This window comes from Streptomyces sp. NPDC037421 (assembly GCF_055602105.1).
The window spans coordinates 74,624-88,584 of record NZ_JBVJWV010000005.1 but is presented as its reverse complement, the minus strand read 5'-3'; the positions used below and the strand labels follow the sequence as shown (position 1 = coordinate 88,584).

Here is a 13,961-nt window from a genome sequence, read left to right as displayed (position 1 = left end):
GTAGGTTCGGGGGGTGAACGACACCCCCGCCCCCGCCGCCGCCGAGCCCACCGGCCGGATCGTCCTGCTGACCGCCAGCCACCGGGTCGCCCCCGGGCTGCTGTCCTGGCCGGCCTGGCAGACCCTGCACGCCGCGGACCGGGTGCTGTGCGCCGACCCGGGCCATCCGCAGCTGCCGTACCTGCGCGAGGCGGGGGTCGAGGTGGCGCACGAGGTCCCGGAGGCGCACGCGCTCGTCGAGGCCTGCGCCGGGGGCCGCACGGTCGTCGTGCTGCCGGCCGGCGAGGGCGACCAGCGGCTGACGGACGGGCTGGCCCGGCTGGCCGGCTCGGGCCGGGTCGCCATGCCCGACCTGGAGCTGCTGCCCGGTTCGTACGACCTGCCGGGGGCGCGGCTGCTGGACCTGGTGCAGGTCATGGACCGGGTGCGCCGGGACTGCCCCTGGACCTCGCGGCAGACCCACGAGGGGCTGGTGAAGTACGCCATCGAGGAGGCGTACGAGCTGGTCGAGGCGATCGAGGACGGCGACCGCGACGCGCTGCGCGAGGAGCTCGGCGACGTGCTGCTCCAGGTGGTGTTCCACGCGCGGATCGCCGAGGAGGAGGGCGGCGGCGAGGACGGGGCGGAGGCCTTCTCCATCGACGACGTCGCGGGCGACCTGGTCGACAAGCTAATCCGGCGCCACCCCCATGTGTTCGGGGACGCCACGGCCGACTCCCCGGAGGACGTCAGCGCCCACTGGCAGGCCACCAAGGCGGTGGAGAAGCAGCGGGACTCGGTCACCGACGGGATCCCGCTGGGCCAGCCGGGCCTGGCGCTGGCGGCCAAGCTCGCCGGGCGGGCCCGTACGGGCGGGGTGGCCGTGGAGCTGCCCCGGGGCGAGGGCATCGGGTACGAGCTGCTGGAGCTGGCGGCGCGCGCGGAGGCGTCGGGGACCGACCCCGAGACGGCGCTGCGTGCGGCGGCCCGCGTCTACCGGGACGCGATCCGGGCGGCCGAGGGCGTAGGAGGGGAGTAGCCCGGAAGGCACGGCCTAGTCGCGCGGGGCGCGGGCCGAGGGGTTGTGCCAGTGCGGGGACGGGCGGTGCAGGAACCACTCGCCGAAGCCCAGCGGCCGGGTGCGCTGGGAGCCGGAGACGGGGACGGTGTCGTGGAAGAGCCGGTCGGGGCGGGCTCCGAGTTCCCGGAGGAGGTGGGAGGTCTCCTCGATGAACAGGGCCGGCCCGCTGAGGTAGACGTCCTGTTCCCGCCACAGGGCGCGGTTGCTGAGGGCGGTCGCCAGCCGGTCGGTGGCCTGGTTGCGGTGCTGCCCGGGGGCGGGGGTGATGTAGGTGACGCCGAGCCAGCGGCAGGCGGCGGCGTGCCGGTCGATCAGGGGCCGGTCGTAGAGGTGCGCGGCGTCCCGCGCGACCACGAAGAGCCGTACGTCGTGGTCGGGAGGGTGCTGGAGGAGTTCCTCCAGCAGGGCCCGGACGGGCGCCCAGCCGGTGCCGGCGGCGATGAGGGTCAGGGGGCGGTCCTCGCGGCGCAGGGTGAGCTGTCCGCCGGGGGCGCCGAGGCGCAGGACTTCGCCGGGCAGGACGTCGCGGACCAGGGCGGTGCTGAGCCGGCCGCCGTCGATCCGGCTGACGTGCAGGTCGACGGTGCCGTCGGGGCGGGGGGCGTTGCCGAGGGAGTAGGTGCGCCAGGTGGTGGGGACGCGGTCGCTGCTCACGCTGACGTACTGGCCGGGCCGGTAGGGCAGCGGGGTGCGCGGTGCGAGGGTCAGTACGCCGATGTCCTCGCCGTACTGGAGGTGGCGCACCACCTCGGCCTCCCACCAGGGAGGTTCGTCGCTGTCGGCGGCGCCGGCCGTCATGGCGTCGGCGATGACCTGGTAGGCCTCGTACCAGGCCTTCTCGACGGCCGGGGTCCAGGCGTCGCCGGAGGTCTCGGCGAGGGCGGCGATCAGGCTGGCGCCGACGGCCGCGTAGTGCTCGGGGCCGACGAGGAACTTGCGGTGGTCGCGTCCGAGGTCGCGTAGATAGGGGAGGAGGGTCCCGCTCTCCAGGTGGGTGACGACATGGGTGAGCGCGGCGAAGAGCCGGTCGCGCTGGCGTTCCATGTCCTCGGCGGAGGCCGGGAAGAGTTCGCGGAGCCCGGGGTTGTGCCAGAAGAGGTGGGAGTAGAAGTACTTGACCGAGTGCTCGGCCCTTCTCTCCACCACCGCGAAACTGCTTTTCAAGATCCTCACGTCCACAGAACCGAAAGTAGGAATGTCGTAGAAGCTGACGTCAAGTGATGTCCGATCTGCGGACAGCCGCGACGAAGCGGCCATAAGGGATGGCCGGTGGCGAGCCGGGATACGGTCGACGGGTGCACGATCAGACCTCCGCCGCCCAGCCCGATCCGTCCCGTCCCGAGGGGCCGACGCTCTTCGACTGGGAGTTCGCGACCGACCCCTATCCGGCCTACGCCTGGCTGCGCGAGAACTCCCCGGTGCACCGCACCCGGCTCCCCAGCGGGGTCGAGGCCTGGCTGGTGACCCGGTACGCGGACGCCCGCCAGGCCCTCGCTGACCAGCGGCTGAGCAAGAACCCGGCGCACCACGCGGAGCCGGCGCACGCCAAGGGCAAGACCGGGATCCCGGGGGAGCGCAAGGCGGAGCTGATGACGCACCTGCTGAACATCGACCCGCCGGACCACACCCGGCTGCGGCGGCTGGTGTCGAAGGCGTTCACCCCGCGGCGCGTGGCCGAGTTCACCCCGCGCGTGCAGGAGCTGACCGACCACCTCATCGACCGGATCGTCGAGAAGCAGCACGGTGCCGGGAAGGGGGAGGCGGACCTCATCCACGAGTTCGCGTTCCCGCTCCCCATCTACGCCATCTGCGAGATGCTCGGCGTACCGCGCGAGGACCAGGACGACTTCCGCGACTGGGCCGGGATGATGATCCGCCACGGCGGCGGGCCGCGCGGCGGGGTCGCCCGCTCGGTGAAGCGGATGCGCACCTATCTCGGGGAACTCATCCACCGCAAGCGGGATGATCTGGGCAATGACCTCATTTCAGATCTGATCCGGGCAAGTGACCACGGAGACCATCTGACGGAGGCCGAGGCCACGGCGATGGCCTTCATCCTGCTCTTCGCCGGCTTCGAGACGACCGTGAACCTCATCGGCAACGGCATCCACTCCCTCTTCACGAACCCGGACCAGCGCGAGCGCCTCCAGGCCTCCCTCGCGGCCGGGGAGAGCGCGCTGCTGGAGACCGGCGTCGAGGAACTCCTGCGCTACGACGGCCCCGTGGAGCTCGCCACCTGGCGGTTCGCCACCCGCCCGCTGACCCTCGGCGGGCAGGACATCGCGGCCGGAGACCCCGTGCTGGTGGTCCTCGCGGCGGCCGACCGCGACCCGGAGCGGTTCGCCGAACCGGACACCCTGGACCTCTCCCGGAGTGACAATCAGCACCTCGGATACGGCCACGGGATCCACTACTGCCTCGGCGCTCCGCTGGCCCGTCTCGAAGGCCAGACGGCGCTCGGAACTTTGCTGAAGCGTCTGCCGGATCTGGAACTTGCGATTCCCCCTACGGACCTGCGCTGGCGCGGCGGGCTCATCATGCGGGGCCTGCGCACCCTCCCGGTCCGCTTCACAGTCCCGAACGAATGAGGGCGCGAGCGAAGCGGAACTGACCGGAAGTCAGTCCACTCCCGAACTTGTGACATCCGTTCGAAGGCGGCTAGGTTCTGCCGTTACCCCGCCGTTATGCGAAAGGTGCAGTCTCATGCTTCCCGGGAACGGCCGCCACAGACGCCCCCGCCAGGTACCCGCGATCGTCGTCACCGCAGGAGTCACCGGCTCCGCGCTGGCCATGCCGCTGCTCGCCGCCACAGGTGCGAACGCGGCCGACACCGCCACGTGGGACAAGGTCGCCGACTGCGAGAGCGGCGGCACATGGAGCGCGAACTCCGGCAGCGGCGCCTACGGCGGCCTGCAGTTCACCCTGGAGCAGTGGCGCAACGCCGGCGGACTCGCGTACGCGGAGCGCCCCGACCTCGCCAGCCGCTCCCAGCAGATCGCGGTCGCCGAGCGGGTGCTGGCCTCCCAGGGCCCCCAGGCGTGGCCGCTGTGCTCCGCCTCGGCCGGGCTGACCCAGCAGGGCCCCGCGCCCGAGGTGGACCCGGGCGACAAGCTGAACCCCGGGCCCGTCGCGCCCACTCCGACCCGGCCCGACAGCTCGGTGCCGAAGACGGGCAAGGGCAAGCCCTCCACGGACTTCGGGGCCCCGACCCCGGCGCCGAACACCCCGTCCAGCCCGAGCGGGCTGCCGGACTACCCGCTGGGCCCCTCCAGCGGACTGCCCGTCATGCCCGAGCCGGACTTCACGGTCCAGCCCACGACGCCCGGCACGCCCACGCCCACCCCGGGCAGCCCCACGGCGCCGGTCACCCCGACCGCCCCGGGCACCCCGACGGCCCCGGCCACCCCGGGCGCCACCCCCACCCCGGGCGCCACGCCCACCGCCCCGGCCGTCCCGGGCGCCCCGACGGGCACCCCGTCCGCCGAGGCGGGCGACGGCTCGGGCAAGCACCGCGGCCCGGCCGCCCTGGAGGTGCCGGCGGCACCCGGCACGGCGTCAGCCGCCGCCGCGGAGCCCACGTACACCGTGAAGCCGGGTGACAGCCTTTCGGACATCGCGAACGCCAAGGGCCTCAAGGGGGGCTGGGGCGAGCTCTACAAGGCCAACGAGCAGGTCATCGGCGGGGACGCGGATCTCATCAAGCCCGGGCAGAACCTGGATCTAACCAAGAAATAGCGGCAGTTCGGACACCCATTAAGAGTTGAATGTCCGTTATCGCCAAATGAGACATGCATCTCTTCCGGACAACTGGCGTGTCTCGTTCCGGAACTTCCGCAAACCCCCCTCTCACCTGCACAAACGTGCTCATGAGGAAGGCAAGTAGGCCGGTTTCTCCCCAAAATCACACGTTGAACATCGGGGAGAGACCTGTCTACCTTCTGAATCGCTCGCCACCGCGGGCTCCTTCCGACCGCATCGCCGAATCCTGCCGGCGGACGGAGGGGACAGTCGTCGCGCAAGCGCCGAAGGCAGGAGCGGGGGAACCAAGGTAGGCGCCGGGAAAGGCCGTTGAGAGACGGTCCGTGTACCGGCTAGGGGTGAAGACACGCGCCGCGCCGCGTGACCGGGCAACTCATCCGCCCGAACCCGACAGCTCACCTCGAAGGCGTCGGTGAGGAGAAATCCATGCTGCTTTCCGGCAAGGGCAAGCACCGCCGCGGCTCCAAGGCCGTCCGCATCGTCACGCTCGCCGGTGTCGCCGGTGTGGCCGTCGCCGCCCCGCTGATGGCGGCCGGCACCGCCAGCGCCGCCACCGCGGCCGAGTGGGACAAGGTCGCCGCCTGCGAGTCCGGCGGCAACTGGTCCATCAACACCGGCAACGGCTACTACGGCGGCCTGCAGTTCTCGTCCTCCACGTGGGCCGCGTACGGCGGCAAGGCGTACGCCGCGCAGGCCAACCAGGCCACCAAGGGCCAGCAGATAGCCATCGCCGAGAAGGTCCTCAAGGGCCAGGGCAAGGGCGCCTGGCCGCACTGCGGCGTCGGCCTGTCCAACTCCTCGTACAACGGCGGCGGCTCGACCACCCCGGCCAAGCCGAAGCCCGAGACCAAGCCGGCCCCGGCCAAGCCCGCTCCGGCCAAGCCGGCCCCGGCGAAGCCCGCTCCGGCCAAGCCGTCCACGCCGAAGACCGAGACCGAGACCAAGGGCTCCGGCTCCGGCGCCGGCAACTGGACCCCGGCCAAGCCCTCGACCCCGAAGACCGAGGCCCCGCAGACGGGCAACGGCTCCTACACGGTCAAGGAAGGCGACACCCTGGGCACCATCGCCGAGGCCAACAAGGTCAAGGGCGGCTGGGAGAAGCTCTTCGAGCTCAACAAGGACACCGTCTCCGACGCCGACCTGATCTTCCCGGGTCAGAAGCTGAAGCTCGGCTGAACCTCCGCGTAACACTCGCGGCACCCCGCAGCATCCCCACCGCCCGGCGCGTATCCACCCACGCGCCGGGCGGCGGCGTGTCGTCCGCCGGTACCCGCAATCCGGAACCGGACCACCGGCTTCCGGCGCCCTGTCTCCCGAGGAACTCCGGAAATCAAGGGCCCTATGTCCCGGAAGACGGGTATTCGGCCCCTTTTTCGTCCCAGGACCCGGGCGGTCGGGCAGCCCACTGCCCGGAGCCGGTTAGGCTCTAGTCGGCAGGGCCGTCCCACGGCCCACACGCCACCGCACACCCAGCGTCACATCCCAGAAGGAGATGCTCGTGCCGTCCATCGACGTCGTCGTAGCCCGGGAAATCCTGGACTCCCGAGGCAACCCCACGGTCGAGGTCGAGGTGGGCCTCGACGACGGCAGCACCGGCCGTGCTGCCGTTCCGTCCGGCGCCTCCACCGGTGCCTTCGAGGCCATCGAGCTCCGTGACGGTGACCCCAACCGTTACATGGGCAAGGGCGTGGAGAAGGCCGTCCTCGCCGTCATCGAGCAGATCGGGCCGGAGCTCGTCGGCTACGACGCCACCGAGCAGCGCCTGATCGACCAGGCCATGTTCGACCTCGACGCCACCGACAACAAGGGCTCGCTCGGCGCCAACGCCATCCTCGGCGTCTCCCTCGCCGTCGCGCACGCCGCGTCCGAGGCCTCGGACCTGCCGCTGTTCCGCTACCTCGGCGGCCCGAACGCGCACCTGCTGCCCGTTCCGATGATGAACATCCTCAACGGTGGGTCGCACGCCGACTCCAACGTCGACATCCAGGAGTTCATGATCGCCCCGATCGGCGCGGAGTCCTTCTCCGAGGCGCTGCGCTGGGGTGCCGAGGTCTACCACACCCTCAAGAAGGTCCTGCACAACAAGGGCCTCTCCACCGGCCTGGGCGACGAGGGCGGCTTCGCCCCGAACCTGGAGTCCAACCGCGCCGCGCTCGACCTCATCATCGAGGCCATCAAGCAGGCCGGCTACACCCCCGGCAAGGACATCGCGCTCGCGCTCGACGTCGCCGCGTCCGAGTTCTACAAGGACGGCAAGTACGAGTTCGAGGGACAGTCCCGCTCGGCCGCCGAGATGACCGACTACTACGCCGAGCTCGTCGAGGCGTACCCGCTCGTCTCCATCGAGGACCCGCTCTTCGAGGACGACTGGGCCGGCTGGAAGACCATCACCGACCGCCTGGGCTCCAAGGTCCAGATCGTCGGCGACGACCTCTTCGTCACCAACCCCGAGCGCCTCGCCCGCGGCATCGAGGAGGGCTCCGCGAACGCCCTGCTCGTGAAGGTGAACCAGATCGGTTCCCTGACCGAGACCCTCGACGCCGTCGAGATGGCCCAGCGCAACGGCTTCAAGTGCATGATGTCGCACCGCTCCGGCGAGACCGAGGACGTCACCATCGCCGACCTCGCCGTCGCCGTGAACTGCGGTCAGATCAAGACCGGCGCCCCGGCCCGCTCGGACCGCGTCGCCAAGTACAACCAGCTGCTGCGCATCGAGGAGATCCTCGACGACGCCGCCGTGTACGCCGGCCGCAGCGCCTTCCCGCGCTTCAAGGGCTGACACCGCGTCAGGGCGACGCCCCCGGGGGACACCCCTGGGGCTTAGCCTCCGTACGTCCCCGCACTCGGTCCCGTACCGTGTGCGGGGACGTATTGCGTAGTGCGCGCACAGGGGAGGCGGGGCCATGGCCGGGAACCGGGATCGGTTCTCCACCTTCTCGACGGCGACCCGGCTCAAACAGCTCGGCGAACGGACCGCGGCCCGCGTCTACCGCTCGCAGTCCCGCCGGCACATCCGCCGCAGCCGGCTCACCGGCCGCGCGGCACTGCTGGTCCTCGTCCTCTGTACGCTGGTCGTCGCCCTCGCGTATCCGATGCGCCAGTACGTGTCCCAGCGCTCGGAGATCACGGACCAGCGGCGGGCCGCCGACACCGCGCGCAAGCGCCTCGAACAGCTCCGCGACGAGAAGGCCCGCTGGCAGGACCCCGCCTACGCGGAGCAGCAGGCGCGCAAGCACCTGCACTTCCTGCGCCCGGGGGAGATCGGCTACATCATGACCGACCCCGGGGCCGCGGCCCCGGAGCACCGCCGCGGCGGCCAGGACGGTTCCGACCGCCCCTGGTACTCCAACGTCTGGGACGGCGTCGACAAGGCCGACCGCCCCGGCGAATGACCCACCCATCACGTACGACCGAACGAAGAGACTTCCTCCAGGCATGCAGACGCCCCCGCCCCAGACCGACCGGACCGAGCCGACCGACGCGGACATCGAGGCGTTCGAGCAGCAGCTCGGCCGCCCGCCCCGCGGGCTGCGCGCCATCGCGCACCGCTGCCCCTGCGGCCAGCCGGACGTCGTCGAGACCGCACCCCGGCTGCCCGACGGCACCCCCTTCCCCACGCTGTACTACCTGACGTGCCCGCGCGCGGCCTCCGCGATCGGCACCCTGGAGGCCAACGGCGTGATGAAGGAGATGCAGGCCCGGCTCGCCGAGGACCCGGAGCTCGCCGCCGCGTACCAGAAGGCGCACGAGGACTACATCCAGCGCCGCGACGCCATCGAGGTGCTCCAGGGCTTCCCGAGCGCCGGCGGCATGCCGGACCGGGTCAAGTGCCTGCACGTGCTGGTGGGCCACTCGCTGGCCGCCGGCCCCGGGGTGAACCCGTTCGGCGACGAGGCGCTGGCCATGCTGCCGGAGTGGTGGGCCAAGGGCGCCTGCGTCACCCCGTGCGGGGAGAAGAAGGAAGAGGAGACCGGGGAGGAGTCCGCATGACCCGGGTCGCGGGCATCGACTGCGGTACGAACTCCATCCGCCTCCTGGTCGCCGACTGCGACCCGGCCACCGGCGAGCTGGTCGAGCTCGACCGGCGGATGATCATCGTCCGGCTCGGCCAGGGCGTGGACAAGACCGGCCGGCTGGCCCCGGAGGCGCTGGAGCGCACCTTCGCGGCCTGCCGCGAGTACGCCGGGGTGATCAAGGAGTTCGGCGCCGAGCGGGTGCGGTTCGTGGCCACCTCGGCCTCGCGCGACGCGGAGAACCGGGACGAGTTCGTCCGGGGCGTGCTGGACATCCTCGGCGTCGAGCCCGAGGTGATCTCCGGCGAGCAGGAGGCGGAGTTCTCCTTCACCGGCGCCACCAAGGAGCTCGTCGCGCACGAGCACCTGGAGCGGCCGTTCCTGGTCGTGGACATCGGCGGCGGTTCGACCGAGTTCGTCGTCGGCGAGGACCACGTGCGCGCCGCCCGCTCGGTCGACGTGGGCTGCGTACGGATGACCGAGCGCCACCTGGTGGTGGACGGCGAGGTCTCCGACCCGCCGACCGGGGCGCAGGTCGCCGCCATGCGGGCCGACATCGAGGCGGCCCTGGACCTGGCCGCCGGGACGGTCCCGCTGGCCGAGGCCCGCACCCTGGTGGGCCTCGCGGGTTCGGTGACCACGGTCGCCGCGATCGCGCTCGGCCTGGAGGGGTACGACTCGTCGGCGATCCACCACTCCCGGATCTCCTACGAGCAGGTCCGCGAGATCAGCGAGCGCATGCTGACCGCCACCCACGCCGAACGGGCCGCCATCCCCGTGATGCACCCGGGGCGGGTCGACGTGATCGGCGCGGGCGCCCTGGTCCTGCTCGCGATCATGGAGCGCATCGGCGCCGCCGAGGTCGTGGTCTCCGAGCACGACATCCTGGACGGCATCGCGATCAAGGCCGCGGAAGAGGTCGAGTCCGCCAAGAGGCGGGTCTGACCTGCCGAATCGCTGAACGACGCTGCTCCGGTCGGCTGACCGGAGCACCGTCGTGCCGCAGGACCCGGATGGTGCGGCAGACGTCGCGCCGGTCGCCGACATGGGCATCGCGGCCGGCCTGCCGATCGCCCGGAGCCGCCGTTGCGCCGCGGTGGCGAACCGGAACGCGTACTTCGCGCCGCTCCGTCACCCCGCTCACCGAACAGGCCGGTGCGGCGCCGAACCAGTGCGGGTTCACCGTGCCCCGCCCGGCTGACGGCTACTTGCCCTTGGCCAGCTGGTCCACCCTCGGTATGGACAGGCCCAGCAGTTCCCCCACCTCCCTGAGCGTCCGCCCGTGGCGCAGTTCCAGCACCGCGGCGGTGCGTGCCTGCCTCGCGGAGCGCACGGCGTGGGGGAGCAGGTCGTCCGACAGCAGGCGTGCCGCGCGCTCGCGCTCCAGCGGGTCCTGGATGCCGTCGAGGTGCGCGAGGGCGGCGCTGATGTGGTCGGCCATGAGGGTGCGCAGCTCCGTGAGCCGCGCTTCCAGGGTGTCCTTTTCGATCATGGATCCAGCGTACGAGCGGGCCGGGCGCTTCCGGTCCCCTTTGGCAACCCCGCCTCGACCGGTTCCCGGGCGGCCGTGCAGCGGCCGTCGTGCGCTCGTGTGGCCGAACATCGCGTTCCGCCCGATGGGCGGCTGGTGGGCGGGGGGAGGGGGGCCTGTGCGGGGGCAGTGCGGGGGCGGTGGGGGCCCCCGGAGCGGCCGAAAGCACCCCTGCGGGAACGAGGTTCGTGAAGTTCTTCACAAGGAAAAAGGGTCTGTCGGGTCAACAAGGTGGCCCTTCGGGGCCTTCTTGGGGGTCGCAGGGCCGTTTCGGCACCTGTTTGTGCGATGCGCGGCCGCGACGGGTTTCGTATCAGAGGTAAGGACGAAACCCAGTGGTCCAGTCCGGTTGAGGCCTTGGAGGCCAGTTCAGACCGGGTGAACAACGACTCCCGTTATACGTTGGTTCCCGTTGCGCGTCATGATCTGGGTCACGCGGGCCGCGCAGTGTAGCAGAGACCTTGTGTCACCTTGTGAAGGGGCTCACGAGCGTCACCCCTTGGGGTGCTGGATACTCATTCCATGAGCACCACGGAGCGTCCCAGGATCCTCGTAGTAGGAGGTGGGTACGTAGGCCTGTACGCGGCCAAGCGCATCATGAAGAAGATGCGCTACGCCGAGGCGACCGTCACGGTCGTCGACCCGCGGTCGTACATGACCTACCAGCCCTTCCTCCCCGAAGTGGCCGCAGGCAACATCTCGCCTCGGCACGTTGTCGTCCCGCTGCGACGCGTGCTGCCCAAGGCTGAGGTTCTCACCGGCCGGGTCACCACCATCGACCAGGACCGCAAGGTCGCCGTCGTCACGCCGCTGGTCGGCGAGGCGTACGAGCTGCCCTTCGACTACCTGGTGATCGCGCTCGGCGCCGTCTCCCGCACCTTCCCGATCCCCGGCCTGGCCGAACAGGGCATCGGCATGAAGGGCGTCGAGGAGGGCATCGGCCTGCGCAACCACGTCCTCGAGCAGCTGGACAAGGCGGAGTCCACGACGGACGAGAACGTCCGCCGCAAGGCGCTCACCTTCGTCTTCGTCGGCGGCGGCTTCGCCGGCGCCGAGACGATCGGCGAGGTCGAGGACATGGCCCGCGACGCCGTGAAGTACTACTCCACGATCAAGCGCGAGGACATGCGCTTCATCCTGGTCGACGCGGCCGACAAGATCCTTCCCGAGGTCGGGCCCAAGCTCGGCACCTGGGGCAAGGAGCACCTCGAGTCCCGCGGCATCGAGATCTACCTCAACACCTCCATGGACTCCTGCGTGGACGGCCACGTGGTGCTGAAGAACGGCCTCGAGGTCGACTCCAACACCATCGTGTGGACCGCGGGCGTCAAGCCGAACCCGGCGCTGGCCCGCTACGGCCTGCCGCTGGGCCCGCGCGGCCACGTGGACACCGCCCCGACCCTCCAGGTCCAGGGCACGGACTACATCTGGGCCGCGGGCGACAACGCCCAGGTCCCGGACGTCGCCGCCCGCAAGGCCGGCGTCGAGAACGCCTGGTGCCCGCCGAACGCCCAGCACGCGCTGCGCCAGGCCAAGGTCCTCGGCGACAACGTGGTCTCCGGCATGCGGGGCTTCCCGCAGAAGGAGTACTCGCACTCCAACAAGGGTGCGGTGGCGGGCCTCGGCCTCCACAAGGGCGTCGCGATGATCGTCATGGGCAAGATGAAGATCAAGCTCAAGGGCCGGCTCGCCTGGTACATGCACCGTGGCTACCACGGCATGGCCATGCCGACCTGGAACCGCAAGATCCGCGTCTTCGCCGACTGGACCCTCGGCATGTTCCTCAAGCGCGAGGTCGTCTCCCTCGGAGCGCTGGAGACCCCGCGCGAGGAGTTCTACGAGGCCGCCAAGCCGGCGCCGGCTCCGGCCGCCGCCGCTGCCCCGGCCGAGAAGGCCAAGGCCTCCTGACCCTGGCCGGTCCGGCAGGTCACCGAGCACGACCCCGAAGGGGCCGCCCGCCATCCGTGGTGCGGGCGGCCCCTTCGGCGTACCCGGGGACCGCCGGGCGGGGTGGCCGGATCCGGGCGGGGGCGTGGCCGGACCCGCCCCCTTACCGTAGGTCCGGCGCGGCGGGCTGGAGCCCCGGTCGAGGGACGGTCCAGCAGGCAAACCGGTCTGATTGCCCCAGAGGCGAAGTGGGAAGTCGTTCCACTGAACTTCTGGAGGTGCCTGAAATGACCGACGCCGCGCCGCGGCTGGCAGCGATTGCCGAAACCCTGCTGGGCGCCCCCGTGCCCGTGCGGATACGGGCCTGGGACGGCAGTGAGGCCGGCCCGGCCACCGGCCCCGTGCTGGTGATCAACCACCGGCGCGCCCTGCGCCGGATCCTGTGGAAGCCGGGCGAGCTGGGGCTCGCCCGCGCCTGGGTCGCCGGGGACCTGACCGCCGAGGGCGACCTGTTCGACCTGCTCGACCGGGTGGCCGGCCTGCTCTGGGAGCGGGAGCACCCGGCGCCCGCGCCCGCGCCCGCCCCGGCCCGTTCGGGGCTGGGCAAGCTCGCCGCCCTGCGCCCGCACCTGCCCGGGCACGGCTCCGCTACCGCCGGGACCGCCGCGCTCCTGCGCGACCCGGCCGCACGGGCCGCCGTACGCGACCTCGTGGCCCTGGCGCGCCCGTGGACGGCGCCCGCGCCGCCGCCGGAGGAGGCCGTCCGCAGCGGCGGGCCGCGCCACTCCAAGAGGCGCGACAGCGAGGCGATCAGCCACCACTACGACGTGGGCAACGACTTCTACGAGCGGGTCCTCGGCCCCTCGATGGTCTACTCCTGCGCCTACTGGACCCCGGACGGCACCCTTGAGGACGCCCAGCGGGACAAGCTCGACCTGGTCTGCCGCAAGCTCGGCCTGAAGCCGGGGCAGCGGCTCCTGGACGTCGGCTGCGGCTGGGGCTCCATGGCCCTGCACGCGGCCCGCGAGTACGGGGTGCGCGTCACCGGCATCACCCTCTCGCGCGAGCAGGCCGCGTACGCCCGCAAGCGGATCGCCGAGGAGGGCCTGACCGACCGGGTCGAGATCCGGGTGCAGGACTACCGGGACGTCAAGGACGGCCCGTACGACGCGATTTCCTCGATCGGCATGGCCGAGCACGTGGGCTCCGCGCGCTACCGCGAGTACGCCGGGATACTGCACGCCCTGCTGGCCCCCGGCGGCAGGCTGCTCAACCACCAGATCGGGCGGCCCCCGGAGCACGACGAGCAGGCGTACGAGGTCGACGAGTTCATCGACGCGTACGTCTTCCCGGACGGGGAGCTCTCCCCGATCGGCACCACCGTCGGCGAGCTGGAGCGGGCCGGCTTCGAGGTCCGCGACGTGGAGGCGCTGCGCGAGCACTACGCGCTGACCCTGCGGGCCTGGGTGGCACGCCTGGAGCGGCACTGGGACGAGGCCGTACGGCTCACCTCGCCCGGGCGGGCCCGGGTGTGGCTGCTGTACATGGCGGCGTCCGCGCTCGGCTTCGAGCACGGACGCCTGGGGGTCAACCAGGTGCTGGCGGTGCGCCCCGGGGGCGGCGGAGCCTCGGGGATGCCGCTGCGGGCGCGCGTCTGGGGCGCGGGGCCCTCGTAGCCCCGCGGCCCTCGTGGCCGGGCAACGGGAGGGGC

At 71.7% G+C, this 13,961-nt stretch carries 12 protein-coding genes and 1 riboswitch; of the genes, 10 read left to right on the top strand and 2 right to left on the bottom strand.

What is annotated here, in order from left to right:
• Window positions 1-13: 13 nt before the first annotated feature.
• A complete protein-coding gene (locus tag ACZ7IF_RS09725) occupies window positions 14-1,018 on the top strand; it encodes a nucleoside triphosphate pyrophosphohydrolase (protein WP_470965741.1) in 1,005 nt (334 codons plus the stop codon).
• Window positions 1,019-1,033: 15 nt separating this feature from the next.
• On the opposite strand, the gene ACZ7IF_RS09720 is transcribed toward ACZ7IF_RS09725, so the two are convergent.
• A complete protein-coding gene (locus ACZ7IF_RS09720; RefSeq protein WP_470965738.1) occupies window positions 1,034-2,206 on the bottom strand; it encodes a globin domain-containing protein in 1,173 nt (390 codons plus the stop codon).
• A 149-nt stretch (window positions 2,207-2,355) separates the two neighbouring features.
• Here ACZ7IF_RS09720 and ACZ7IF_RS09715 point away from each other — a divergent pair, with 149 nt between their 5' ends.
• From ACZ7IF_RS09715 to ACZ7IF_RS09685, 7 genes are all read left to right on the top strand, one after another.
• Window positions 2,356-3,648, top strand: a complete 1,293-nt coding sequence (locus ACZ7IF_RS09715) for a cytochrome P450 family protein (protein WP_470965734.1) — start codon at window positions 2,356-2,358, stop codon at window positions 3,646-3,648.
• 115 nt (window positions 3,649-3,763) lie between these two features.
• Window positions 3,764-4,795 (top strand): transglycosylase family protein, encoded by a 1,032-nt coding sequence (locus ACZ7IF_RS09710; protein WP_470965731.1) that lies wholly within the window; start codon window positions 3,764-3,766, stop codon window positions 4,793-4,795.
• A gap of 275 nt (window positions 4,796-5,070) precedes the next feature.
• Window positions 5,071-5,243, top strand: a riboswitch (cyclic di-AMP (ydaO/yuaA leader).
• Between the two features lie 2 nt (window positions 5,244-5,245).
• Entirely contained in the window at window positions 5,246-5,995 is a 750-nt protein-coding gene (locus ACZ7IF_RS09705) for a transglycosylase family protein (RefSeq protein WP_470965727.1), read from the top strand.
• A gap of 316 nt (window positions 5,996-6,311) precedes the next feature.
• Window positions 6,312-7,598: a phosphopyruvate hydratase gene (gene eno, locus ACZ7IF_RS09700; protein WP_042801000.1), complete on the top strand. Its 1,287-nt coding sequence runs from the start codon at window positions 6,312-6,314 to the stop codon at window positions 7,596-7,598.
• Window positions 7,599-7,722: 124 nt separating this feature from the next.
• Window positions 7,723-8,211 (top strand): FtsB family cell division protein, encoded by a 489-nt coding sequence (locus tag ACZ7IF_RS09695; RefSeq protein WP_470965724.1) that lies wholly within the window; start codon window positions 7,723-7,725, stop codon window positions 8,209-8,211.
• Between the two features lie 43 nt (window positions 8,212-8,254).
• Entirely contained in the window at window positions 8,255-8,809 is a 555-nt protein-coding gene (locus tag ACZ7IF_RS09690; RefSeq protein WP_401243954.1) for a DUF501 domain-containing protein, read from the top strand.
• On the top strand, window positions 8,806-9,777 hold the full coding sequence (locus ACZ7IF_RS09685; protein ID WP_470965721.1) for a Ppx/GppA phosphatase family protein: 972 nt from the start codon (window positions 8,806-8,808) through the stop codon (window positions 9,775-9,777). The genes ACZ7IF_RS09690 and ACZ7IF_RS09685 overlap by 4 nt, the downstream gene beginning before the upstream one ends.
• Window positions 9,778-10,036: 259 nt before the next feature.
• On the opposite strand, the gene ACZ7IF_RS09680 is transcribed toward ACZ7IF_RS09685, so the two are convergent.
• Window positions 10,037-10,324: a hypothetical protein gene (locus ACZ7IF_RS09680; RefSeq protein WP_470965718.1), complete on the bottom strand. Its 288-nt coding sequence runs from the start codon at window positions 10,322-10,324 to the stop codon at window positions 10,037-10,039.
• A gap of 561 nt (window positions 10,325-10,885) precedes the next feature.
• Between ACZ7IF_RS09680 and ACZ7IF_RS09675 the strand changes: the two genes are divergently transcribed.
• Both ACZ7IF_RS09675 and ACZ7IF_RS09670 read left to right on the top strand, forming a co-directional pair.
• Window positions 10,886-12,271: an NAD(P)/FAD-dependent oxidoreductase gene (locus ACZ7IF_RS09675; RefSeq protein WP_470965715.1), complete on the top strand. Its 1,386-nt coding sequence runs from the start codon at window positions 10,886-10,888 to the stop codon at window positions 12,269-12,271.
• 266 nt (window positions 12,272-12,537) lie between these two features.
• A complete protein-coding gene (locus ACZ7IF_RS09670; RefSeq protein WP_470965711.1) occupies window positions 12,538-13,926 on the top strand; it encodes a class I SAM-dependent methyltransferase in 1,389 nt (462 codons plus the stop codon).
• The last annotated feature ends 35 nt before the right edge of the window (window positions 13,927-13,961 follow it).